We start from the raw sequence: 22,978 nt of genomic DNA, 5'->3' as shown, positions 1-22,978 counted from the left end.
ATCGTCCCCGGCCCGACCGGTTCGCCGGTCGGGCCGGGGTCAGCCATCATTTGGCCGATGGAGGTGGACGAGCTCTTCGATGCCTGGGAGCGTGCGTGGTCGGGGCGCGACCCGCGCGCGTTCGAGGCCGTGTGCGTGAGCGGCGTCCACTACGAGGACCCGCTGACCCCCGAGCCGCTCGTCGGGACGCGCGATCTGGCCGCTCACGCCAAGCGGCTGTGGGAGGCGGTACCCGACGCGCGGGTCAACACCACCGGCGCGCGGATGAGCGACGGGACCTTCGCGTGCGCGCCGTGCCGGCTGCTGGGCACACACAGCGGTCCGCTCGGGCGCATCTCGCCCACCGACCGCCCGATCGAGGTCCACGCGGTGGTCTACGCGGAGCTCGAGGACGGGTTGTTGAAGCGCGTGCGGGCGTTCTTCGACGTCTACGCGGCCGCGATGACGCTCGGCGTGCTGCCCAAGCCGGGAACGGCCGGGGAGCGGGCGATGCTGATGCTGCGGGGGTTCGGGATCAGAGGGTGACCCGCACCGGCGGGTGGTCCGAGAGCCGACCGCGGTCGAGCACCTCGTAGGTGGCGGCGCCGTGGCCATAGAGGTGGTCGACGTGGTTGCCGCCGAGCCAGTTCAGGCCCGGTAGGTCGGGTTTGCCCTTGAGGTTCAGATCACCGCCGAAGAGGAACGCGTCCGGGAAGGCCTCGAGCGCCCGGTCGACGTCCCGCCGTGCCCACTGGTCCTTGTGCGTCGACGCGTGGAGGTTCACGACCCAGCCGGGTTCGAGTCTCACCGCGTGCGCGTAGCGACGCTCCGGCCACCAGGTCAGGCACTGGGTGCGGTGCGCTTCGATCTTGTGCGTGCGCACGAGGATCGCGTTCGCTCCGCCGCCGTTGGACTTGAGGATGTCGGGGTTTCGTGTGGAGACCGCTTTACGCAGCGCGAGGCCGAAATTGCGGCTGGTGTTGACCTCGCGGTGGTCGGCTGTGGCCGCCGCGGCGAGGTGGGGCGGCCACCACGGCGGCACTTCTTGCAGCAGCGCGACGTCCCACTCCCACCCCGCCAGCGTCTGCGCGAACTCGTGGAGGAGGGAACTCCCGGAGGGGTTCGGGCTCCGTCCGTGGTAGAGGTTCCAGGTCAATGCCCGCACCTCAACATTTCATCACTGGCGCTGAACTCGACGCGGACCGGCTCGCGGCGCTGCTTCGTCGCGCCGTCGCGCTCAAGCAGGCACCGCTCTCCTCGCGGGCGCTCGAGGGCCGCACGATGGCGCTCGTGTTCAACAAGCCGTCCACCCGCACGCGCACGTCCTTCGAGTCGGGCGTCTTCGAGCTCGGCGGGCATCCGATGGTCCTGCGCCCCGACGAGATGCAGCTGACCCGCGGCGAGTCGATCCGCGACACCGCCTACATCCTCTCGCGCCATTCGTCGGTGATCGGGTTGCGCACCGGCGACGAAGACGAGATCAATGGCTTTGCCGAACATGCCACTGTTCCCGTTGTGAACATGCTTTCCCCGCTGCACCATCCATGCCAGGCGCTCGCCGATTTGCAGACCATGCAGGAGGCGCTCGGCTCGCTGGACGGCCGCGTCGTGACCTACGTCGGCGACGGCAACAACGTCGCCCGCTCGCTGGCGGTCGTGGGTGCGTTGGCGGGTGTGGAGGTGCGCGTGGCGGCGCCGTCCGGCTACCAGCTGCCCGTCGGGGAGACACCCGCGATCCTGTTCGAGGATCCCTACGAGGCGGTCGCCGGCGCCGACGCCGTCTACACCGACGTGTGGGTCTCGATGAGCGACTCCGAGGACTCCGCCGCCACGCGCCGCGTGGCGCTCGCCCCATATGTGATCGACGACGCGCTGCTCGACGCCGCGGGCGGGGACGTCTTCGCCCTGCACTGCCTTCCGGCCCACCCGGGCGAGGAGATCACGGAGTCCGTGCTGTACGGCTCCCGCCAGCGCATCTGGGATCAGGCCGAAAACCGGCGCCATGCACAGAAAGCGCTCCTCGAGCTTCTCGTTTCGGCCGACGGGCAGGACGGGTAGGTGTCCGCGGCCATGCCGCAGGCCAAGAAGACGCCGCCCGAGGATGAGTCGTCCCGCAGCGTCCTGAACCCGCTCGACGTGATGGTGATCACCCGCGAACGGCTCCAGGACACGCTCGACGACGCCGTCCGCCGCGGCCGCATGACCCGCGACGACGCCACCGACCTCCTCGCCGAGATCGTCCGCCGCGCGATCTCCGCCCCCACCGACCGGGTCATGCGTGAGGTCCGACGGGTGACCGGCGCCGCCGACGTCTTCCCGATCGACGAGTACGACGAGCTGACCGCGGCGCAGATCGTCTCGCGTCTGGGAGAGCTGCCGGTGGGCGAGCTGCGGCGGGTGCGGGACTACGAACGGCGAAACGCGAACCGCAAGACGGTCTTGGCGGCGCTGGACGCCAAGTTGGCCTGAGCGTCGCGAACGTCGAGTTTCTCGAGTACAGCGCGAGAAACTCGACGCTCGGGTGGCCGCTCGCCAGTTCAGTGTGGTGAGCCTCGCCCAGTTGCATGAGTGCGGGATGTCGGACGGTCAGGTCACGTGGCGCGTGCAGAGTGGGCGGCTGTTCCCGTACTTCCGCGGGATCTACGCCGTCATCCCGCAGCTCTCGATGGAGGGCGTGTTCGTCGCGGCGGTGATCGCCTGCGGGCCGGGAGCGGTGCTCTCGCACTACTCGGCCGCGGCGCTCCGCGGGTGGGTCGAGTGGGACGGGCGTCAGCCGGAGGTCACGACACCCACGCCCCGCTACCACCCCGGCATCCGGACGCACCGGTCGCAGACCGTCGAACGCGTCGTCATCAACGGGATCCCCGTGACTCCGGCGGCGCGGACCGCCATCGACATCTCCGCGACGCTGCCCGAGCGGCGGCTCCGGCGGGCGATCAATGAAGCGCTCAACCAGCGGCAGCTCGAGCTTCGCGACCTCGTCACGTCTGGTCATCGAGGCGCGCGCAAGCTGCGCCGGGTCCTCGCGAGCGCCGCGCCGACCCGCAGCGAGCTGGAGGACGTCGTCCTGGCCGTGCTCGCCGATCTGCCGAAGCCCGACGTCAACCGGCGGGGGACACGGTTCGTGCCCGATTTCCGGTGGCCGGCGCACCGGGTGATCCTCGAGGCCGACAGCGTCCGGTTCCACGACCAGCCGCTGGCACGGGCCGACGACGCGAACCGCCAGCGTGCCCTCGAGCGCGAGGGCAACACGGTTCTGCGGACGACGTGGGATGAGGCGACACTTCGCCCCGGGGTGCTCGAGCGGCGCGTGCGCGCCGCCCTCGATGCGTCGACCGTCGAGTTTCTCGAGTACAGCGCGGGAAACTCGACGGTCGCGGCTCAGTAGCGCGCGCCGACCGGGTCAGGCAGCGCGTCCAGCTCCGCCAAGTCAGCGGCGCTCAACACGAGCACCGCCGCCGCCGCGTTCTCCTCGAGCCGGGAGCGGCGCTTCGTGCCCGGGATCGGGGCGATGTGCTCGCCCTGCGCGAGCAGCCACGCCAGAGCCACCTGCGCCGGCGTCGCGTCGTGCCTGGCAGCGACGGTCTTGACCGTCTCGACGAGCGCCGCGTTGGCGTCCATCGCCTCGGGCTGGAAGCGCGGGTTGTTCTTGCGGAAGTCGCCCGACGGGAACTTCTGCGGCTCGAGCTTGCCGGTGAGGAAGCCGCGGCCGAGCGGCGCGAACGGGAGGAAGGCGGCGCCGTGGGCGGCGCACCACGGGACGACTTCGGCGAACGCGTCGCGCGTCCACAAGGAGCCCTCGGACTGGACGGAGGCGACCGGGTGGATCGCCTGCGCGCGCTCGAGTTCCTCGACACCCACCTCGGACAGGCCGATCGCACCCACCTTGCCCGCCTCGACCAGCGACGCCATCGCGCCCCAGGTCTCCTCCAGCGGCACCTCGGGGTCGACGCGGTGGAGCTGGTAGAGGTCGACGAAGTCGGTCTGCAGGCGGCGCAGGGAGGCGTCGATCGCGGCGAGCACGTGCTCCGGGCGGCCGTTGCGCGCCAGGACGTACTCGCCCGCGTCCTCGACGACGAGCCCGCACTTGGTGGCGAGGACGGCCTCGTCGCGCCGGCCGGCCAGCGCGCGGCCGACGAGCTCCTCGTTGGTGTACGGGCCGTACATGTCGGCCGTGTCGAGCAGGGTCACACCGAGGTCCAGCGCGCGGTGGATGGTCGCGATCGACTCGGTGTCGTCGCGGTCGGCGGCCGAGTACGCCCAGGTCATTCCCATGCAGCCGAGCCCGATGCGCCCGGTGTCCCGTCCAGCGATCTTCATACGGTCACCTTAGGCCTGCATCGTGGGCACCAGCTCGACGCGGGAGAGGTTGACGTGGGTGGGCTGGGACGTGATGAACGTGATCACGTTCGCCACGTCCTCGGAAGTGAGCAGCTCGATCTCGGCGAACATGGCGTTGAGCTCCTCCTGCAGCCCGGGACGCACGTGGTCGGCCAGCTCCGACTGCGTGCCTCCCGGCTCGACGATCGTCACGCGCACGCCGCGGCCCGCCCACTCGGCGCGCACGCCCGCGGCGAACTGGGTCGCACCCGCCTTCGTCGCCGCATAGCCCGCGTAGTTCGGGAAGGCGATGTGCGCCGCGATCGAGGACACGACGACGAGATCCGCCGGCCCGCCGCGCTCCGCGGCGGCCAGCAGCGACGGCGCGAACGCGCGGGTGGTGTTCACGAGCCCGATCAGGTTCGCGTTGAGCATCCGGTCGAGGTCGTCCGCCGCGGACTCCTCGGCGGGGGAGGGGAGCATCACGCCCGCGTTGGCGACGACGAGGTCGGCGTCGCTCGCCGCGGCTTCCAGCGCGGCGCGGTCGCCGACGTCGGCCGCGACGGCGGTGCCGCCGAGCTCGTCCGCGAGTGCCTCGATGCGGTCGGCGCGGCGGGCGATCAGGGTGACGTGGGCGCCGGCGGCGGCGAGAGCGCGGGCGGTGGCGGCGCCGATTCCTGAGGAGGCGCCGGTGACGACGGCGCGGCGATCTTGCAAGTTCATGCCACGCAGACTGCGCCGGCGACCCGCCCCTTGCCAGGCGTCGCCGGAGCCTAGGACGCACAGACCCACCCGCCCGCGAAACTCGTGCGGCACACTGGTCATATGGCCGAGCTCGGTGACTTCCTCCGCACCCGGCGCGCCCGTCTGCAGCCGCAGGACGTCGGGCTTCCCGACTACGGCCGGCGCCGCGTCCCAGGCCTCAGAAGAGAAGAGCTCGCCCAGCTCGCGGGCGTCAGCGTCGACTACTACGTCCGGCTCGAGCAGGGCCGCGACATCCAGCCGTCGGACTCGGTCCTCGACGCCATCGCATGCGCGCTCCAGCTCACCGACGACGAGCGATCGCATCTGTTCACGCTCGTCCGGCCGCGTCGCCGCGCTCGCCGCCGTCCCAGCGAGCGGGTGCGTCCCGGGGTCCAGCGGCTGGTCGAGCGGATCGAGTTCCCAGCGTTCGTGCTCGGGCGCCGTATGGACGTGCTGGCCTACAACGCCCCGGCGGCCGCGCTGCTCGGCGGCATGCGTGAGCGCAACATGCTGCGGTACATGTTCTTCGACGACGGCGCCCGCGCGCTCTATCCCGACTGGGAGCAAGTCGCCGCCGAGGGCGTCGCCTACCTGCGGCTGACGGCCGGGGAGGACCCTGACGACGCCCAGCTCGTCGAGCTGATCGGGGAGCTCTCCCTGCACAGCGAGCCGTTCCGCCGCCTGTGGGCGCGGCACGACGTGAAGTCCAAATCGTTCGGCGTCAAGACCTTCGAGCACCCGCAGGTCGGGCCGCTCGAGCTCGACTACGAGTCGCTCAAGCTGCCCGACGCCGACCAGACGCTCGTGACCTACACCGCGGCGCCCGGCAGCCCGTCGGAGACCGCGCTCGGACTGCTCGCCCAGCTAGGCCGTGAGGAGGATCGGGGCGGCGTCGGTGATGACGATCGTGTGTTCGAAGTGCGCTGAGGGCGAGCCGTCCTCGGTGCGGATCGTCCACCCGTCGTCGTCCACGTAGACCTCGCCCGCGCCCGCGGCGATGATCGGCTCGACCGTGATCACGAGCCCGTTCGTCAGCTCCGGGCCGTCCCAGGCGATGTTCGGGACGTCGGGCTCCTCGTGGATCCGGCGGCCGATGCCGTGGCCGGTGAGCTCGGCGCAGACGTTGAAGCCGCGGCGCTCGACCTCGGCCTGCACGGCCGCGCCGATCGCACCCACGTTGTTGCCGGCGCGCGCCGCCTCCAGGCCGAGCCGCAGCGCGGACTGCGCGGCGGCGGAGAGCCGCTGCTCGCGCGGCTTGACCTTCCCGACCTGCACGGTGCGGCAGGCGTCGGCGTAGAAGCCGTCGAGCTCGGCGGTGACGTCGAGCTTGACGAGCTGCCCTTCGCGCAGGCGGCGCTTGCCCGGGATGCCGTGCACGCACTCGTCGTCGAGCGAGATGCAGGTCGTGCCGGGGAAGTCGTAGTCGAGCATCGGGCCCGAGCGGGCGCCGTGGCGGGCGAACACCTGCGCCGCGACCTCGTCGAGCTCGGCCGTGGTCACGCCCGGGCGTACGCGCCGGGCCATCTCGCGGATCGTCTCGGCGACGACGCGGCCCGCGGCCCGCAAGGCGGCCAGCTCATCAGGGTCATCGATGGACACCCTGTCATCCTCACACATCTCATGTCTTCGGCAACTTTCACCCGGCCGTCGCGCGGCGACGTGCTGGAACTCACGATCGATTCCCTGGCCCACGGCGGCAACGGCGTCGCCCGGCGCGAGGGATACGTCGTGTTCGTGGCCGGCGGCATCCCTGGCGACAAGGTCCGTGCCGAGGTCGGCAAGGCCAAGAAGGCCTACGCCGAGGCGCGGGCGATCGAGATCCTCGAGCCCTCGCCCGAGCGCGTCCCCGAGTTCGCCGACCACCCCGGCGCGCCGTGGCAGGTGCTCTCCTACGAGCGCCAGCTCGAGGTCAAGACGGAGCAGGTCGCCGACGCTCTGAAGCGCATTGGCAAGCTCGACGACATCGAGATCGAGCCGATCGTGCCCGCCGTCGAGCAGTGGCGCTACCGCAACAAGCTCGAGTACTCGTTCGGCACCGACGAGCAGGGCGAGCTGGTGTGCGGCTTCCACGCGCCCGGCCGCTGGAACGAGATCGTGCCGATGGTCGATTGCAAGCTCGCCAGCGAGAAGTCCAACGAGCTGCGCGAGCAGGTCCTGCAGTTCTGCAAGATCGAGCGCCTGACGGCGTGGGATCGCAAGGACCACCGCGGCTTCCTGCGCAACGTCGTCATCCGCGAGGGCCGGCGCACGGGTCAGACCCAGGTGCGCCTGATCACCTCGCCCGGCAAGTTCGACGTCGACGGCTTCATCGACGCCGTCGACGCCGACGGCCTCTGGTGGACCCAGACCTCCGACCTCGGCGAGAGCACCTACGGCGGCGAGTCGATGCTGCTCTCCGGCGCTCCCCAGCTGACCGAGCAGCTCAACGACCTCGACTTCCTGATCTCGCCCGAGGCGTTCTTCCAGACCAACACCGAGATGGCCGAGCGGCTCTACGGCATCGCCATCGAGTTCGCCGGCCTGCGCGGCAGCGAGCGCGTCTTCGACCTCTACTGCGGCATCGGCACGATCGGCCTGAACATGGCCGCCCGCGCCCGCAAGGTGATCGGCTTGGAGATCATCGAGCCCGCCGTCGCCGACGCCCTCGAGAACGCCCGCATCAACGAGATCGTCAACGCGTCCTTCTACGCGGGTGACGCGCGGCTGGCCCTGCGCGAGCTCGTCGAGAAGGAGGGCAAGCCGGACCTCGCGGTCATCGACCCGCCGCGCGCCGGCCTCTCCCAGAAGATCGTGCGCCGGATCGTCGACGCCGCGCCGGCGCGGATCGTCTACGTCTCCTGCAACCCGACGACGCTGGCGCCCAACGCGGCCCAGCTGGTCGAGGCGGGCTACAAGCTGATCAAGGTGCGCCCCGTCGACATGTTCCCGCAGACCCCGCACATCGAGTGCGTCGCGCTCTTCGAGGCGGGTCCCGACGGCGTGCAGAACCCGGACCGCGAAGCTTAACCGTTCGGTCGCGTCCGATTGCGTCGGACGCGAGCTACGTTCGCCTCATGAGATGGGTCTGCGCCGCCACAGCGATGATCGCGTGGTGTTCCGTCACACCCGCGTACGGCCAGTCGTCGACGCGGTATCTCGACTGGAGAGCCGGTGACACGCCGTACCTCCACGCGGTCCCTGGCCCGAAGGCCTGGGCCGGCAAAGTCGAGGTGGTCCGTTGTCCCGCCGGCGGAGCCTGTGAGTCGACGCCGACGCCGATGACGCCCGAGGGCTACGTCGACCTGACGGCCATCGCGGCCGGCGACAGCTACGAAGCGCGATGGAGCGAGGACGACATGGTCGTGAAGGCCGTTCGTACACCGCCTTGGCTCGGCCCCTACGTGGTCACGGCTCCGCCGGCGGTCGCGGGTGTGCCCGCCGTCGGCGGGACGCTTTCGGCGGTCCTCGCGGAGGTCTCAGGCGGCTGGGGCGCGCCGTGGGGCCCGTTCAGCGGCGGCTCGCTCGCCGTGTGTCGCTCGCCGCAGGCGACCGACTGTCAAGTGCTCGGGGAAGGCTCGGCTCCCGTCCTCATCAGCGAGCGCTGGACCGGTTGGTACGCGTTCGCCACCACTGGCTTCGTCTCAGGTCAATCCCACCCTACGGATTCGATACCGGTGTATGCGAAAGGGGTGTACCCCTACGCGGTCGAGTCCCTGCAACCGAGTGCGAGACGCGCGGTCTCGGCGCCGGCCGGTCCGATCGCGACCGCCACCGCCACGATCCGCGACCGCGCGCTCCGGCGAGAGCACCGGCTGAGCGTGGCGAGGGTCACCTGTCCTCTGCCCTGCTCGGCGCAGTTCAAAGTGAGCGGTGGTGGCGAGAAGGCCTACACGCAAACGGTGGCCGTGACCGGATTGGCGGCTTTGACGATCCCGCCGCGGCACGGCAAGCTGCGCGTGCGCGTGACGGTCGACGGGAAGCTGCTGGCCAGCGGCACGTCAGTGGCGCGATAGGAGAACCGTGCGCCGCGGGACGACGCGGGCGGGCTAGGCGCCGCCGAACGGCGGGATCTGGCGCCAGGAGCTGGCGCGGGGATCGTCCGGCGTGGGCGGGCGCTCGGCGGCCTCGATGGTCTCGACCATCTCGCGCGGCGGCTCAACGGCCTGCCACTCGCCCTTCGCGTCCAGCTGCACTTTCAACTTCATGGGTGGCGGCTCGCCGGCCGTCTGACTGCGGGCGGGCTCTTGACGGGGCATACAACCGAGTCTAGGCCGCTTCGGCCCAGAACTCACCGTCGTCGTCGGCGAAGGAGCCGAGCGCGTTGCCGACCTCGGCGTAGACCTCCGCGTTGAGGCCCATCCCGAGGTGCGACGCGCGCACCTCGACCTGGTTCGCGGCCGGGTCCAGGCAGGCGTGCCAGTCGACGACGCCGTCGGTCTTCGAATACAGCGCGGTGTAGCCGACCTCGTCCGGGAACGGGCCTGCCAAATCGGCGCGGAAACGCTTGCAGCAGGCGCCCCGCAGGCAGCTCACGCGGAACATGCCGGGGACCTTGCCGGTGCCCAGCGCCCCCACGACGAGTACTTGGGCGAGCACGAACGGGTGGGCGCTGAGCTGGCGCACGGTCGGCGCGCCGAGGGTCACGATCCCGCTCACCAGGTCCGGGCGACGCGCTCCCAGCACCCGCGCGAAGACCCCTCCGCGCGACTGCCCGATGATCGCCACGCGGTGGCCGGTGATGTCCGCCAGCTCCTCCAGGCGGACCTCGAGCCGCGCGAGGTATTCCTCGCTGCAGCCCACATTGGCGCGGATCCCGGCCCGGTGCGGGCGGTAGCCGTTCTCGCGCAGCCAGCGGGTCATCGTCGACATCGAGCCGTCGCCCGCCATGAACCCGGGGATCAGCAGCACGGGGCGCCCTTCGCCGTCCGGCACCCCGCCGCCCCGCCACACCGAGCTGCGGAACAGCGCCGCGGCCTCCACGCCGGCGAGACCTTCGCGCCAGAGCGGGGGGAAGTGCGGAAGTGATACGCCCACGGAAAAGGTTTACCCCATTCAGTCGCAATACGTACACGACGAACGGGGAGTAGCCTCGCGAGCATGCGTGCCGCCACCATCCGCGATGGCCGGATCGAGGTCGTCGAACACCCGGATCCGGAGCCCCAGGACGGCCAGCTCCTGGTCCGCGTCAAGGCCGCCGGCCTCAACGGCGCCGACATGATGCAGCTCGCCGGGGGCTACCCCGCGCCGCCCGGCGTCCCGCAGGACATCCCCGGGCTGGAGATCGCCGGAGAGGTCCTGAGCTGCGGGCGGCGAGCCGGGCGTTTCGAACCGGGCGATCGCGTGATGGCGATCGTGGCCGGCGGCGGGCAGGCCGAGCTCGCGGTCGTCCACGAGCGCACGGCGATGCCCGTCCCGGAGGAGCTCGACTGGACCGCGGCGGGCGGCGTGCCCGAGGCGTTCACGACGGCCCACGACGCCCTCTTCACCCAGGCGGGGCTGATGTGCGGCGAGCGGCTGCTCGTCCACGGCGCCGCGGGCGGGGTCGGGATGGCGGCCGTCCAGCTCGGCACGATGACCGGCGCGCGCGTGACCGCGACCGTGCGCAACGAGCAGCACCGGGCCCAGATCGCGGCCCTCGGCGTCCACGCGATCTCTACGGAGGGCTTCGCGTCCGAGGGCGAGTACGACGTGATCCTCGAGCTCGTCGGCGCGCAGAACCTGTCCGAGAACCTCGACGCACTCGCGACCGGTGGCCGGATCTGCATCATCGGCGTCGGCGCGGGGGCCAAGACCGAGATCAACCTGGTCAAGCTGATGGGTAAGCGCGGGCGCATCCACGGCTCGACCCTGCGCAACCGGCCGATCGAGGAGAAGGCGATCGCCGCGCGGCTGATGGAGAAGATGGTCCTGCCGGGGTTCGCGTCCGGCGATCTGTCCGTCCCCGTGACCGAGACGTTCGCGTTGGCGGACGCCCCCGCGGCCTACGAGCGCTTCCTGGCCGGCGGCAAGCTCGGGAAGATCGTCCTACAGACGTAGCGACTCGAGATCGGCGTCCTTGGACGCCCACTCGCGCGTCTCGGGATTGTTCGCGAAGGCGACCTCGAGATGCGCGAGCGCGTCTTCGCGCCGGCCGGCGAGCGCCGCGTAACACGCGAGGTTGTACTGCAGCGACGGGTTGTCCGGGTGGGCCTCCAGGCCCTCCGCTGCGATCTCGTAGGCACGCGCGTAGTCGCCGGAGCGGTAGGCCGGGGTCGCGCGGTACCAGTACTCGAACGGCGACGGCGGCCCGGCCGCCCCCGGCTTGCCGCCGATCACCAGGACCGTCGTGTCGTCCTCGGCCGCCTTCGCGGCGCGATGCTGCTCCGGGCGGGCGAAGACCAGCGTGCCGGGCGGCGCGTCGATCGTCTCGCCGTCGAGCTCGAACTCGGCCCGGCCGGTCAGCACGACGTAGAGCTCCTCGTGCCGGCCGGACCCGTGGCCCTGCTCGTCGTGGGGCTCGATCACCTCGTCCCCCGCCCGCGGCCCGGTGTAGGCGTTCACGCCGAACGCCGAGACGCCCAGGGCCCGGGCGATCGGCCGGTAGACGCCCTCTCCCACCTCGACCGATTCGAGGTCGGCGAGGCCTAGTACGGAGGGAAGTCGGCCCACCAGCCCCCCAGCTCTCGGAACGCGCTCCAGAACGCGCGCTTGGCGGATTCCTCGTCGAGCGACCGGTCGATGTCGGGCACGTAGAGCGCCTCGATCGACGGGGTCAGCCGCTGGACGACACCGGGCGACTCGAACACCTCGCGCGCGAGCGGCAGCTGCAGCTCGTTGAGGATGTCGAGCGCCTCCATACCCATGACCACGATGATCTTGGGCTGCACGATCGCGATCTCCTCCACCAGCCGCGCGACGCACTCCGGCGCGGCCAGCAGCGGGTCGGCGACCGGGCACTTCACACACAAGGTGCCGTAGACGACCAGGGGGTCGATGTCGAGCCGCTTGAGCGACTTCATCAGGGCGGTTCCGGCGCGGCCGTAGAACGCGACGCCCTCCTCGACCTCCGCGGGCGTGGGCGCGTGCTTGAGGAGCATCACGTCGGCTTGCGGGTGGCCAGAGCCGAGGACCGGCATCAGGTTGCCACGGGGGCAGCGGTCACAGCTCTGTAGCTCGCGAGTGAACGTGTTGAGCTCGCGGATGGCGCGCTCGAGGTACTTCTCGCGGATCTCGTCGTCGGTGGCGGGCATTGCGCCGACCGGTTTCACCCCGAGGCCGGGTTCCCCTCCACTCTGCAACTCACTGCCCGCCGCGCCCCGCGACGGCCTTGGCCACCTTGCGCCGGCGGGTGGCCGCGCGAGCGGCCGACGGAGCGGCCTTCGTCTGCAGGAACTTGAGCGCCTGAACCCTTGCGTAGCGCAGGGATGAGGGCTTGGCGGCGATGTCGGCGTCGCGCAGCGATTCGAGGAACTCCTTGGGCCCGTCGAAGTCGCGCATGCTGATCCGGACGCTGCCCAGGCCCTGGGCGACGTGTGAATCACTTCCTGCACCGCCGACGATCCGGTACTTGCCCGCGAAGCGCACGGCCTCCTCGTTGAAGGCCGGCAGGGCGATGCGCGGATTGAAGACCTCGATCGCGTCGATGTCTGAGACGACGGCGAGCATGTGCTCGTAGTCCGGCACCGAGTGCATCCGGTCGAAGGGATGCGGGACGTAGACGATCCCGCCCTGGCGGCGGATCTCGGCGATCGTCTCGGCGAGCGTCATCCCGCGCGGGATCTTCTCCTCGATGAACAGGCCGATAACCTCGCCCTGGTCGGCGGTCATGACCTCCTCGCCGACGATCACCTTGATGCCGTACTGGGCGGCCTTCTCGCGGGCGTCCAGCGCGCCGGAGACCTCGTTGTGGTCGGTCACCGCGATCGCGCCCAGGCCGACGTCCACGGCGGTCGCCAGCAACACGTCGACCGGTGTCGCGCAGTCGCTGGAGTGGTCGGTGTGCATGTGCAGGTCGACCTCGATCAGCTTGCGCTTCGCGAGCCGTGCCCGGACCTCGGGCCTGGGGTCCGGGTCGTGGCGCTGCGCGGCCAGGCGGGCGTAGATCGCCTCGACCTCGTCGGCGACGCGCGACCAGGCCAGCTCCCCCCGCGCTTGCGCGCCGTGCTCGGCGATGCTCGTGCGCAGCGGCTCGTCGCGGATCAGGCGCTCGAGCTGCTCGGTGAGGACGTCGACGTCGCCGGGCTCGAAGTGCAGGCCGACGTCGCCGTGGCGCAGGATCTCCTCGTAGACCGGCAGGCGCGAGGTGAGCGGGACGGCGCCCGCGCCGAGCGCGCGCACGACCACGCCGGGCGCGGTCTGCTGGCCGAGCGAGGCCGTGACGACGACGTCGGCGCCGGCGAGGGCGAGCTCTTCGTCGTCGACGACCGTGACCCGGTTGCGCAGGCTCGAGCGCAGGGTCGGGATCGCGCCCGTCTTGGAGTAGACGACCGCTTCCCACGGCAGATCCTCCGGGAGGTGGCGCAGAGCGCGCAGGAAGAGCCGCAGCGCGGCGCGCTCCTCGCGATCGGAGAAGACGATCCGCACCGGCGCGCCGGGCTCGCGCTCCACCCGCGTCTCGCTCGTGACGCCGGGGCGCAGGAGCTCGTACCGCGCCGGGAAGTAACGGTTCAGCAGCTCGGCGGTCGCCTCGTAACTGGCGGTGCGGGCGTCGAGGCGGCCGAAGAAGGTCTCGACGAACTTCCGCGCCACCTGCGTGGAGAGCACCCGCTCGGCGGGCGCGTGGAAGGAGCCGACGTTGAGCGCGCGCGAGTGCCGCAGCGCCACGGAGCCGGCGCTCGGCGCCCACGGCTCGTGCACGTGGACGAAGTCCAGCGGCGCTGCGCCCAGCACGTCCTCGATCGTGCGCGCGATGTCGACCGGGGGCGCGGGATTGATCCCGCGGCGGCTGCCGGAGAACAGCAGCTCGCCGACGCCGAGCACCCGCACCCCGCCGTCCGGGTCGAAGAAGTCCTCAGGCGTCTCGCGCGCGGCGCGGATCAGCTTGCGCGACTCGCGCACCAGCTCGGGCGAGCGCGAAGGGGCGAGCAGGAGGACGCGGTGCCCGCGCTCGGCGAGTTCCCGCGAGACCTCGGCCGCGAACGTCCCGACCTCGTTCGCATCCTCGAACGGATGCGGCGCGACCTGGGCGATGGCGAAGCGCTCTGCCACTGACCCGCAGCCTACCGGACGCCGTTTCTGTGGGCCCAGAGCGCCGCCGCGGTGCGGTCGGTCACCCCGATCGCGGCGAAGATCTTCGTCATGTGCGCCTTCACGGTCTTGTCCGTGATCCCCAGCGCGCGGGCGATCTGCTTGTTGGGCAGGCCTTCGGCGACGAGCTTGAGGACCTCGCGCTCGCGGGCGGTGAGCGTGGAGCCGGCCTCAGGCGTCGCGCGGGTGAGGACGGCGTGGGCGGCGCGCGGGTCCAGCGGGGACTCGCCACGCGCGGCGGCGCGGATGCCGCGCAGCAGCTCGTCCGGCTCGGCGTCCTTGAGCAGGTAGCCGCGCGCGCCGGCGTCCAGCGCGCCGAGCACCTGCACGCGGTCCGAGAACGCGGTCAGCACGACGACCTGGGTGTGCTCGCTGGCGGCGCGGACGCGGCGGGTGGTCTCGATGCCGTCCATGCCCGGCATCGCGAGGTCCACGAGCGCCACGTCGGGCTTGAGGTCGCGCGCGAGGGTCGCCCCGGTCGAGCCGTCGCCCGCGTCGCCGACGACCTCCATGTCCTCCCCCGAGGCGATCAGCCGGGCGAGCCCGGCTCGCACCAGCGCGTGATCGTCGATGAGCAGGACGCGGATCACAGCTTCAGGAGGATGCTGGTTCCGCGGCCGGGCGTCGAGCGGATCTCGAGCGTGCCGCCGTGCTCGCGCGCGAGGTCGTCGAGCATCCGCAGGCCGAGGTGCGGGCGGGTGTCGGTGGGCGCGTCGAAGCCGTCGCCGTCGTCGGTCACCTCGAGCGTGGGTCCGCGGGTCACGCTGACGTGAACGCTCGACGCGTGCGAGTGGGCGGCGACATTGCGCAGCGCCTCGTGGGCGGTGCGGTACAGCAGCGCCTCGGTGCCGCGGCCGAGCTCGAGGCCTTCGTCGACGTGCAGCTCGGTGCGCATCCCCTGGCTCTGCAGCGGCGCGAGCAGGTCCTCGAGCGCGCCGCCGAGGCCCTGGCGGTGCAGGTCGTCGGGGTAGAGCTCGACCAGCAGCGTGCGCAGGCGGCGGATCGCCTGTCGCACCTGCGCGCCGGTCTCGTGGTCCTGCGCGGCACCGAGCGTGAGCGAGACCGCGACGAGGTCCTGGACGACGCCGTCGTGCAGGTCGCGAGCGAGGCGGCGGCGCTCGTGCTCGGACGCGGTCACCGCCTGGTAGAGCAGCTCCTCGCGCTCGCGCTGGCCGCGCTTGAGGCGCCGCGACAGCGACCAGCCGAGCGGGACCTGCACGAGCCAGAGGGCGAGCAGGACGCCGAGGACGATCGGGATCACGTCCCGCCACACGCGGTGGGTCTCGGCCGAGATCGCGCCCTCGCGGAGGTAGGTCTCGAACAGCAGGCGGGTGCCGTGCGGGCCCGGGATCCCGAGGTAGACCTCTCGCAGCGCGCCGCGGCCGGCCTCGAAGCGGTTCTCCGGGCGGGTGAGGTCGCTCACGTCGGCGTGCACGCCCGGGTGGCGGAACAGCGCGCGCTCGTCGGGCTCCAGCGCGAAGCGCTTGCCGATCAGCCGCGGCTCGTCGGAGTAGACGATGCGGCCGCTCTCATCCCAGAGCTTCACGCGCACGACCGGGTCGCGGAGCACGTAGAAGCGCACGACGCGGTCGAGCTTCTCCAGGCTCTGCTGGTTCCCGGTCAGCACGCCCGGCTCGATCGCGGGGGCGACGACGGCGTTCCCGGCCAGCTCCGTGACCTGCTTGGCGTCGCGCAGCGCCTCGTTGCGGGAGATGTGGCGGACGGCCAGCACGCCGACGACGGCGACCGCGAGCACCACGAGCAGGCCGCTGAGGGCGAACTGGGTGACGGGTGAGAGCAGGCGGCGCATCGCTACCGAGGATGGCGGCGCCCGGTGGGTCCCGCATTGGACCTTGGTCGTATACGACCAAGGTCGGGTGGGAAAGTGGACCCGTCTGGAGCGACCGTGTCGGCCATGACAAGACTTCCTCTCGCCGCCCTCCTGATCGGTGTCAGCGGCTTCGTCGCCGCCTGCGGGGGCTCCAGCGCCTCCGGCTCGACGACGACCAGCACCGGCTCCAACGCCGCCTACAGCGCGCCTGCCGCGACCGCAACCGCGGCTGCCGCCACCTCGTCCTCCGCCCACGTCACGACGCTGAAGCTGAGCGCGGACCCGGGCGGCGCGCTGCGCTTCAACAAGAGCCGCCTGAGCGCCAAGGCGGGCAAGATCAAGCTCGTGCTGACGAACCCGTCGTCGTCCGGCATGCCGCACGCCATCGCGATCCAAGGTCACGGATCGGGCAAGGTCGTGCAGCCGGGCGGGACCTCGACGCTCACCACGACCCTCAAGCGCGGCACCTACACGTTCATCTGCCCCGTTCCCGGCCACGCCGCCGCGGGCATGAAGGGCACGCTGACCGTGCGATGACAGAGCGCGCGAACACCATCACGATCGTCGGTGTGGCGGGGATCGGCCTGATCCACCTGCTCGACAGCATCGACACCTTCCACGAGACCCGCTGGCTGTTCTGGGCCTACGTGCTGCTGATGGCCGCGACGCTCGTGGTCTCCGCCGCGCTCCTGTACGCGCCCGACCCGCGCTGGCTGGCGGCCGCGGCGGTCGTCGCGCTCCTCCCGCTCGCCGGCTACATCCTCAGCCGCACCACGGGCCTGCCGGGCGCCGACGACGACGTCGGCAACTGGACCGACCCGCTCGGCCTCGCGTCCCTGTGGGTCGAAGGCGCCGTCTTGGCGACCTCGTCCGCGGCACTGGCCCTCTCCCCCCGCCGCGCACCCGCCCCGGCCCGCCCGTTGACCGTCACCCCGCTCGAGAACTGAGCCGCGTTAAAACGACCCGCGCCGCCCGTTGAGAGGCGGCGCGGGAACGAAAGCGAGGGCGGGGCGGCTTACTCGGCCGCGACCTTTTCGTCGGCCTTCTCGGAGGCCTTCTTGTCGCGTGCGGCGCGGGAGACCTTCTCGGCGCGGGCGTACTGGGCGATGAAGGCCTCGGTGTCAGCGCGGGCCTGATCGTCCGGGCGCTGGTTCATCGGGGACTTCATGAGGTACGAGCTGGGGCCGTCGAGCTGGCCGGCGACGCCGTGGTTCAGCGCGAGCTTGCAGCAGCGGGCGGCGTCGATGACGATGCCGGCCGAGTTCGGGGAATCCCAGACCTCGAGCTTGAGCTCGGCGGTCAGCGGGACGTCGCCGAAGGCCGCGCCCTCGAGGCGGATGTGCGCCCACTTGCGGTCCTCGAGCCACGGCACGTAGTCCGACGGGCCGACGTGGACGTCCTTGGCGGGCATGTCGTGATCGACGATCGACGTGACCGCGTTGGTCTTGGAGATCTTCTTGGACTCCAGGCGCTCGCGCTCGAGCATGTTGTAGAAGTCCATGTTGCCGCCGACGTTGAGCTGCGACGTGTGCTGCAGCTCCACGCCGCGGTCGCCGAAGAGGCGGGCGAGCGCGCGGTGAACGATCGTCGCGCCGACCTGGGACTTGATGTCGTCGCCGACGATCGGCAGGCCCGCCTTCTTGAAGCGGTTGCTCCAGTACTCCTCGCGGGCGATGAACACCGGGATGCAGTTGACCATGCCGCAGCCGGCCTCGAGGATCTGCTCCACGTACCACTTCGTGGCCTGCTCGGAGCCGACCGGCAGATAAGAGACGACGACGTCGGTGCGCGTCTCCTTGAGGACCTCGACGATGTCGACCGTCGAGCCCGGGGCCTTGGTGATCTTCTCGGACAGGTACTTGCCGAGGCCGTCGTGGGTCATGCCGCGCTGGACGGGGACGCCCAGGTGCGGCACGTCCTCCTTGACGAACTTGATCGTGTTGTTCTGGCCGGACCAGATCGCCTCGGAGAGGTCCTTGCCGACCTTGTCCGCGTCGATGTCGAACGCCGCGGAGAACTCGATGTCCGAGATGTGGTAGCCGCCGAGGTCCACGTGCATGAGGCCGGGCACGCGCGTGCCGGCTTCAGCGTTCTTGTAGTACTGGACGCCCTGCACGAAGGCGTTCGCGCAGTTGCCGACGCCGATGATGGCGACGCGGACCTTCTCGTTCTGGTAGCGGCTGGTGCCGTTGGTGCTCAAGAAACTCGATTCCTTCGCAAAGGGGGTGACCGTTGACAGGTAAACCCTGTTAGACGGCTTCAGTTACAGGCTTATTCAGCTCCGAGCGCACGTGGAAGATGCGCTGAAAGACCGTCACGACCGCCATCACGGCCAGGACGTACACGGCCGGTTCGATCGCCTTGAGGTCCCCGAAGACCAGGCCTGCAGAGAGTACGACGACACGAAACGCACGGTCGGCGATGCCCACCTTGCACTCCACGCCCAGGGCCTCGGCACGCGCTCGCGTGTACGAGACCATGATCGACGCGATGACCGCGACGACCACCATCGCGACCGCGACCTGGTTGGACGCGATGAACGTCAGGTCCGGGTCGTCTGCGAACTGATAGGCGACCGCCGCGAGGACGATGCCCTCCTCGACGCGGTCCAGCGTCGAGTCCAGGAACGCTCCGAACGGCGACGCCTTGCCGGACATCCGCGAGTAGCGGCCGTCGAGCGTGTCGCATACCGAGCCGACGATGAACGCGATGCCGCCGGCGATCCACCAGCCCTGCAGGATCAGCACCGCCGCGACCACGCACAGCGCGAAACCGGTCAGCGAGATCGCGTTCGGCGTCAGTCGCGACTGGATCAACCGGTTGCGGAACTCCGTCTGATAGTCGCGGGGTCCGTTCCCGCGGCCGCGCGGGGAGCTCTCTACGGGAGGAGTCGCCATGGTGGCCGATGAGCCTATCCGGCGCGCGCCGGTGCCGGTAGGGCCGCTTGGTCGGGATCCCAGGCCCATGCCGCCGGCCGCACGCGGGCGAACACCGTCTGCGCCGCCAACGCGCTGATCCCCGCGACCAGCGCGCCCGTCACCGCGTCGAAGATCCAGTGGTTGGCCGTCACGATGACGACACCGGCGACGATCGGCGCGTAGAGCGCCCACAGCACCTTCGCCCACCGGTGCTTGACGATCCGCAGCATCGGGACCCCGAGCATCAAGGCGAACCCGACGTGCATCGAGGGAACCGCGGCGTATGGGTTGAAGAGGGCGTTGACGTCGGAGTCCGACGAGACGCCGGTGAAGTCCGACACCGAGTCGATGAACCCGAGCTCGGGCAGCATCCGCGGCGGCGCGGTCGGGTACAGGATGTAGCCGATCAGCGCCAGCACCATCGCCACCATGAACATGTTGCGCACGAAGTAGAAGTGCTCGTTGCGGAACAGGTAGATGAACGCGAGCGTGCACGTGGTGACGATGAAGTGGGTGTTGAGGTACATCCAACTGCCCACGTCATTGACGAACCCGGTCCCGACCGCCCAGTTCTGGATCGCCGGTTCGGCGAACACGTGCAGGTGCCGCTCGAGCGACACGATGTCGCGAGCATGGTTGAACGCCTCCGCGGACTGGTCGAAGACCTGCCCGCGAACGAGCCGGTAGAGCCAATACGCACCGCAGAACAACACGATTTGCCACAGCAGGTCCCGCACGCCACGGGGCAACAGGTTCTTCACCATCGCCCCCGAGGCTAATACGCGAAGGGCGGACGCTCCACGGGGGCTAACACCCGTTATCGCCATGTGGTGGATCGCTGGCCAGATCCACGGTCGTTCCTGCCGGCGGCGATCGCCGCGGTCGTACTGGTGGTCCGGTGGCGGCGATCGCCGCCCGGCAGGGGCGAGCGGGGCCCGCCAGAATCCGCCACAGGGCGGTGACGGGTGTTCAACACCCCTTTGCCTGTCTGCCTCGCTCCAGGCCGAACTTCGCCTGCACGAGGATCACGCCGCCGTCGTTGTGGGGCTCGACCTCGGTCCAGCCGTCGTCGGCGCGGGAGAGACAGGCGTCGGTCGTCGACCAGTACTTGGTGTAGCGGTAGCGCACGACGGTCGTCTTGGAGGCGTCGAGCATGAACCAGTTCGGGCCCGCCGCCAGCAGTTTCGCGCCGTTGGAGGCGGGCGGGTCGGTCCCGCGGACCTCCCAGATCCGCCAGCGCGGGGACTCGTACTTGAGCTTGAGGAACTTCGCCCCCCGTTCGAGCACCACGGCCTCGGCGCGGGCGGAGTAGTCCAGCGGGGCGTTGGGCAGCGCGACCCAGCGCACGGCGTTCTCCTGCAGCCACGCGTGGTAGGTCGCCGCGGTCATCGGCTTGCCGTCGTAGAAGATCGGGTTGGCCTTCTGGTCGAGCTGGCGCTCCCACCCGCGGGCGAGCGGGACGACCTTGGCCAGGTCGGCGGCCTCCCAGTGGTTGACCGTCATCGGCACCTCGACGCGCTCGCCCGGCTTCGTCACGCGCGCGAGGAAGTCGCGCGCCTCGGCCTGGAAGGCGAGGCGGGTGCTCGGGTCGCCGTGCGCCTCGGCGACGGCGCGGACCGCGGGCAGCCACTGGAGGTAGAGCAGGCCGACGCCGACGACCGCCAGCGCGAACACCGGCACGCGCTTGCGGTGCGCGAGCGCGAGCACCGACGGCCCGGCGAGCACGCCCAGCCGCAGCGCGTTCTGCCCGAACGGCGACGGGACGACGAACGCGCCCACCAGCACGATCAGGTACAGCAGCCCGCCGGCCCACAGGGTCCGGCGACCCGGCGCGAGCAGCGCGACACCCGCGCCGGAGATCACGAGCATCGGCCAGAACGCGGTCGCGGTGAAGCGATCGGTGCCGCCTTCGGGGAAGAGCAGATAGAGCCCGACGCCGCCCGCGAGCGCGGGGAGCCCGAGCCACAGGGCGGTTGCCACCGCGGGTCGTCCGTCCGCCATCAGCTTCGCCAGCGCGCCGAGCATCAGGAACACGCCCGCGACGGGACTGGCCAGCATCGCCGCGAGCGCCAGCACGCCCGAGAGCACGCGGCGCTTGGACCGCGCGGCCGACCAGGCGCCGACGGCGAGTGCGATCCCCAGCAGGAACGGCATCCGCCCGATCAGGACGTTGGAGAGCACGCCGGCGGTCAGCAGCCACATCGCGGCCGCGCCCGCCGAGTCCGACGGCGCCGCCGCTCGCGCGAGCGGGATGAAGAGCAGGACCGCGGCGACGGCGCTCAAGACACCCACGTAGGCGGGCCCGATCGCGGCCGCCAGCGGCGCGAACAGCAGCGAGTACCCGAGCACGTGGTGCCCGCCGTACCACTGCGCGTTCCAGACGGTCAGCCCCTCGTGCTGGAAGAGCCACGCGCGATAGGAATGCGCGGCCATGTCGGCGGTCGCCGGTTGGGCCAGCAAGTAGATCCCGCAAACCAGCGCGCAACCCAAGGCCGGCGCGAGGGGATGCTCGAACGCGCGCCGCATGGCGGAGCAGACCCTAGCGCCCGGCTGGGCGGCGGGCATGAGGGGGCGGGATGAGGGGTGGAGCGCTTTAGTGCGCGGAGGCGAAATCCGCGGTCACGAAGCACCGCCGCGAGCCGCTGCGCCCGACGCCGATCCGCCGGAAGGAGCGCGAGAGCATGATCTTGCGGTGCGGGGCGGAGTTCAGCCACAGGTTCACGACGCGCGTCGCGTTGCAGCCGTCCATCCACGCGATGTTCTCGCCGACCTTGCGCGTGCGGACGTAGCGCCGCACCCGACGCCCGACGTCGCCGTGACCGATCCGATTGGTGCGTCGCATCGTGGCCGAGTGGGCGCCGGCCGCGCGGGCGAGGCCGCTGCTCGAGCGCAGGCGCGGAAGTCCGTAGCTGGCCCGCGCGTTGTTGAGGGCGCGGATGATCGAGGCTTCTGTGGCGTCGTGGCTCGCCGCGGACGCACGCGAAGGCGCGACCACACAGGCGATCAGTAACACGGCAAGCACGGCTCGCCGCACTGACGTGACGGACATGGGGCTCTCCCTGGGAACCGCGCGCCCGACCAAAGGCACGCGTACTTGCACGGGTCTGGGGACCCGCGTTCCAGTGCATTCCGTCGCTGGAACTCTGACCACCCGCGCTTCCGTCGCGGGCCCCGCAACCTAAAGGTCGCCCGGCAGGAATTCGTACATAACCCTGCCGTATCGTCAGAAAGCATACCCTGATACGTGCTTTTTCCCCTAATCGGGGTAGGGCGCGTCAACCGGACGGGTCACGCATAGGCTGCTGAGGGTGTCCGCCCCGAACCGCGCCCGAGTCCGGCGCATCCGCGACCGCCTCCGCGAGGTCTACGGGCGCCCGTTCGCGCCCCCGCACGGCCACGGTCTGGACGAGCTGATCCTGACCGTCCTGTCGCAGTCCACCAACGATCGCAACCGCGACGTCGCGTTCCTCGCCCTGCGCCGGGACTTCGGCGATTGGGCCGCCGTCCGCGACGCCGACAACGCCGACGTGGAGCGCTCGATCCGGCCCGGCGGGATCTCCAAGGTCAAGTCCGCGCGGATCCAGGAGATCCTGCGCGACATCGACATCGACACGTTCGACGAGCACCTGGCGAGCCTCGGCGTCAACGACGCGAGACAGGAGCTCGTCGCCCTCCCCGGGGTCGGCCGCAAGACCGCCGCCTGTGTGCTGCTGTTCGCCTACGGGATGCGCGACATCCCGGTCGACACGCACGTGAGCCGCGTCGGCACCCGCCTCGGGCTGTTCCGCGAAGGCGCCCCGTTCGAGGAGCTGCATGACGCGATGCTCGCCCTCACCCCGCGCGGGCAGGAGCTCGAGTTCCACGTGAACCTGCTCCGCCACGGGCGCCGGACGTGTCATTCAAGGCGCCCTAAATGTGAGGAGTGCGCCCTTCTGCGGCTCTGCCCGACCGGCTACAATCTGCGCCAAGCAGACTGAGATTT

Annotated in this window: 27 protein-coding genes; 11 read left to right on the top strand and 16 right to left on the bottom strand. The window is 70.9% G+C overall.

Annotated features, from left to right (window positions below; all coding sequences use genetic code 11):
- Positions 1–57 precede the first annotated feature (57 nt).
- On the top strand, positions 58–525 hold the full coding sequence (locus OM076_RS30615; RefSeq protein WP_270043933.1) for an ester cyclase: 468 nt from the start codon (positions 58–60) through the stop codon (positions 523–525).
- Here OM076_RS30615 and OM076_RS30610 read toward each other — a convergent pair.
- Positions 515–1,135, bottom strand: a complete 621-nt coding sequence (locus OM076_RS30610; protein WP_270043932.1) for an endonuclease/exonuclease/phosphatase family protein — start codon at positions 1,133–1,135, stop codon at positions 515–517. The two genes, OM076_RS30615 and OM076_RS30610, sit on opposite strands and share 11 nt — an antisense overlap.
- On the opposite strand from OM076_RS30610, the gene argF reads away from it, so the two are divergent.
- The 3 genes from argF to OM076_RS30595 are packed head-to-tail and all read left to right on the top strand — an operon-like array spanning position 1,135 to position 3,367.
- Complete coding sequence (gene argF, locus OM076_RS30605) at positions 1,135–2,037, top strand: ornithine carbamoyltransferase (RefSeq protein WP_270043931.1); 903 nt, start codon at positions 1,135–1,137, stop codon at positions 2,035–2,037. The genes OM076_RS30610 and argF overlap by 1 nt on opposite strands.
- Positions 2,038–2,448, top strand: coding sequence for a hypothetical protein (locus tag OM076_RS30600; RefSeq protein WP_270043930.1), 411 nt, complete (start codon positions 2,038–2,040; stop codon positions 2,446–2,448). It begins immediately after the preceding gene.
- 52 nt (positions 2,449–2,500) lie between these two features.
- Complete coding sequence (locus OM076_RS30595) at positions 2,501–3,367, top strand: type IV toxin-antitoxin system AbiEi family antitoxin domain-containing protein (RefSeq protein ID WP_270043929.1); 867 nt, start codon at positions 2,501–2,503, stop codon at positions 3,365–3,367.
- Here the strand turns inward: OM076_RS30595 and OM076_RS30590 are convergent.
- Both OM076_RS30590 and OM076_RS30585 read right to left on the bottom strand, forming a co-directional pair.
- Complete coding sequence (locus tag OM076_RS30590) at positions 3,361–4,299, bottom strand: aldo/keto reductase (RefSeq protein ID WP_270043928.1); 939 nt, start codon at positions 4,297–4,299, stop codon at positions 3,361–3,363. The genes OM076_RS30595 and OM076_RS30590 overlap by 7 nt on opposite strands.
- 9 nt (positions 4,300–4,308) lie before the next feature.
- On the bottom strand, positions 4,309–5,022 hold the full coding sequence (locus tag OM076_RS30585; RefSeq protein ID WP_270043927.1) for an SDR family oxidoreductase: 714 nt from the start codon (positions 5,020–5,022) through the stop codon (positions 4,309–4,311).
- A gap of 102 nt (positions 5,023–5,124) precedes the next feature.
- Here OM076_RS30585 and OM076_RS30580 point away from each other — a divergent pair, with 102 nt between their 5' ends.
- Positions 5,125–5,970, top strand: coding sequence for a helix-turn-helix transcriptional regulator (locus OM076_RS30580; protein ID WP_270043926.1), 846 nt, complete (start codon positions 5,125–5,127; stop codon positions 5,968–5,970).
- Here the strand turns inward: OM076_RS30580 and map are convergent.
- Entirely contained in the window at positions 5,908–6,642 is a 735-nt protein-coding gene (gene map, locus OM076_RS30575) for a type I methionyl aminopeptidase (protein WP_270043925.1), read from the bottom strand. The two genes, OM076_RS30580 and map, sit on opposite strands and share 63 nt — an antisense overlap.
- Before the next feature lie 21 nt (positions 6,643–6,663).
- Between map and rlmD the strand changes: the two genes are divergently transcribed.
- Positions 6,664–8,049, top strand: a complete 1,386-nt coding sequence (gene rlmD / locus OM076_RS30570; protein ID WP_270043924.1) for a 23S rRNA (uracil(1939)-C(5))-methyltransferase RlmD — start codon at positions 6,664–6,666, stop codon at positions 8,047–8,049.
- A 47-nt stretch (positions 8,050–8,096) separates the two neighbouring features.
- Positions 8,097–9,035: a hypothetical protein gene (locus tag OM076_RS30565; protein ID WP_270043923.1), complete on the top strand. Its 939-nt coding sequence runs from the start codon at positions 8,097–8,099 to the stop codon at positions 9,033–9,035.
- Positions 9,036–9,068: 33 nt separating this feature from the next.
- On the opposite strand, the gene OM076_RS30560 is transcribed toward OM076_RS30565, so the two are convergent.
- Together OM076_RS30560 and OM076_RS30555 are read right to left on the bottom strand one after the other, a co-directional pair.
- A complete protein-coding gene (locus OM076_RS30560; RefSeq protein WP_270043922.1) occupies positions 9,069–9,227 on the bottom strand; it encodes a hypothetical protein in 159 nt (52 codons plus the stop codon).
- A 61-nt stretch (positions 9,228–9,288) separates the two neighbouring features.
- Positions 9,289–10,056 carry an esterase/lipase family protein gene (locus OM076_RS30555; RefSeq protein WP_270043921.1) on the bottom strand — a complete coding sequence of 256 codons (768 nt, stop codon included), beginning with the start codon at positions 10,054–10,056 and terminating at the stop codon, positions 9,289–9,291.
- 63 nt (positions 10,057–10,119) lie between these two features.
- Between OM076_RS30555 and OM076_RS30550 the strand changes: the two genes are divergently transcribed.
- Complete coding sequence (locus OM076_RS30550) at positions 10,120–11,058, top strand: zinc-binding dehydrogenase (protein ID WP_270043920.1); 939 nt, start codon at positions 10,120–10,122, stop codon at positions 11,056–11,058.
- Here OM076_RS30550 and OM076_RS30545 read toward each other — a convergent pair.
- Genes OM076_RS30545 through OM076_RS30525 form a run of 5 tightly spaced genes read right to left on the bottom strand, consistent with a single transcriptional unit; the run spans position 11,047 to position 16,057 of the window.
- Entirely contained in the window at positions 11,047–11,670 is a 624-nt protein-coding gene (locus OM076_RS30545; RefSeq protein WP_270043919.1) for a TPR end-of-group domain-containing protein, read from the bottom strand. The two genes, OM076_RS30550 and OM076_RS30545, sit on opposite strands and share 12 nt — an antisense overlap.
- Positions 11,646–12,251 carry a uracil-DNA glycosylase family protein gene (locus tag OM076_RS30540; protein ID WP_270043918.1) on the bottom strand — a complete coding sequence of 202 codons (606 nt, stop codon included), beginning with the start codon at positions 12,249–12,251 and terminating at the stop codon, positions 11,646–11,648. The genes OM076_RS30545 and OM076_RS30540 overlap by 25 nt, the downstream gene beginning before the upstream one ends.
- A 49-nt stretch (positions 12,252–12,300) precedes the next feature.
- On the bottom strand, positions 12,301–14,208 hold the full coding sequence (locus OM076_RS30535; protein WP_270043917.1) for a PHP domain-containing protein: 1,908 nt from the start codon (positions 14,206–14,208) through the stop codon (positions 12,301–12,303).
- An 11-nt stretch (positions 14,209–14,219) separates the two neighbouring features.
- On the bottom strand, positions 14,220–14,837 hold the full coding sequence (locus tag OM076_RS30530) for a response regulator (protein WP_270043916.1): 618 nt from the start codon (positions 14,835–14,837) through the stop codon (positions 14,220–14,222).
- Positions 14,834–16,057 carry a sensor histidine kinase gene (locus OM076_RS30525; protein ID WP_270043915.1) on the bottom strand — a complete coding sequence of 408 codons (1,224 nt, stop codon included), beginning with the start codon at positions 16,055–16,057 and terminating at the stop codon, positions 14,834–14,836. The genes OM076_RS30530 and OM076_RS30525 overlap by 4 nt, the downstream gene beginning before the upstream one ends.
- Positions 16,058–16,162: 105 nt before the next feature.
- Between OM076_RS30525 and OM076_RS30520 the strand changes: the two genes are divergently transcribed.
- Together OM076_RS30520 and OM076_RS30515 are read left to right on the top strand one after the other, a co-directional pair.
- Positions 16,163–16,615: a plastocyanin/azurin family copper-binding protein gene (locus OM076_RS30520; protein WP_270043914.1), complete on the top strand. Its 453-nt coding sequence runs from the start codon at positions 16,163–16,165 to the stop codon at positions 16,613–16,615.
- Positions 16,612–17,025 carry a hypothetical protein gene (locus tag OM076_RS30515; protein ID WP_270043913.1) on the top strand — a complete coding sequence of 138 codons (414 nt, stop codon included), beginning with the start codon at positions 16,612–16,614 and terminating at the stop codon, positions 17,023–17,025. The genes OM076_RS30520 and OM076_RS30515 overlap by 4 nt, the downstream gene beginning before the upstream one ends.
- A 68-nt stretch (positions 17,026–17,093) precedes the next feature.
- On the opposite strand, the gene OM076_RS30510 is transcribed toward OM076_RS30515, so the two are convergent.
- The 5 genes from OM076_RS30510 to OM076_RS30490 all read right to left on the bottom strand — a co-directional run bounded on the left by OM076_RS30510 (position 17,094) and on the right by OM076_RS30490 (position 22,018).
- Positions 17,094–18,278 (bottom strand): inositol-3-phosphate synthase, encoded by a 1,185-nt coding sequence (locus OM076_RS30510; protein ID WP_270043912.1) that lies wholly within the window; start codon positions 18,276–18,278, stop codon positions 17,094–17,096.
- Between the two features lie 49 nt (positions 18,279–18,327).
- Positions 18,328–18,975: a CDP-alcohol phosphatidyltransferase family protein gene (locus OM076_RS30505; RefSeq protein ID WP_270043911.1), complete on the bottom strand. Its 648-nt coding sequence runs from the start codon at positions 18,973–18,975 to the stop codon at positions 18,328–18,330.
- A 14-nt stretch (positions 18,976–18,989) separates the two neighbouring features.
- The gene (locus OM076_RS30500; protein ID WP_270043910.1) at positions 18,990–19,760 is read right to left on the bottom strand and encodes a phosphatase PAP2 family protein; all 771 of its coding nucleotides are present in this window, start codon (positions 19,758–19,760) and stop codon (positions 18,990–18,992) included.
- Between the two features lie 205 nt (positions 19,761–19,965).
- Entirely contained in the window at positions 19,966–21,522 is a 1,557-nt protein-coding gene (locus OM076_RS30495; RefSeq protein ID WP_270043909.1) for a hypothetical protein, read from the bottom strand.
- A gap of 67 nt (positions 21,523–21,589) precedes the next feature.
- Entirely contained in the window at positions 21,590–22,018 is a 429-nt protein-coding gene (locus tag OM076_RS30490) for a CAP domain-containing protein (protein WP_270043908.1), read from the bottom strand.
- A gap of 286 nt (positions 22,019–22,304) precedes the next feature.
- On the opposite strand from OM076_RS30490, the gene OM076_RS30485 reads away from it, so the two are divergent.
- The gene (locus tag OM076_RS30485; RefSeq protein WP_270043907.1) at positions 22,305–22,973 is read left to right on the top strand and encodes an endonuclease III domain-containing protein; all 669 of its coding nucleotides are present in this window, start codon (positions 22,305–22,307) and stop codon (positions 22,971–22,973) included.
- Positions 22,974–22,978: the final 5 nt, after the last annotated feature.

Source organism: Solirubrobacter ginsenosidimutans (assembly GCF_027587205.1).
The sequence above is the reverse complement of the archived record's forward strand: the minus strand, read 5'-3'. Positions and strand labels throughout refer to the sequence as shown.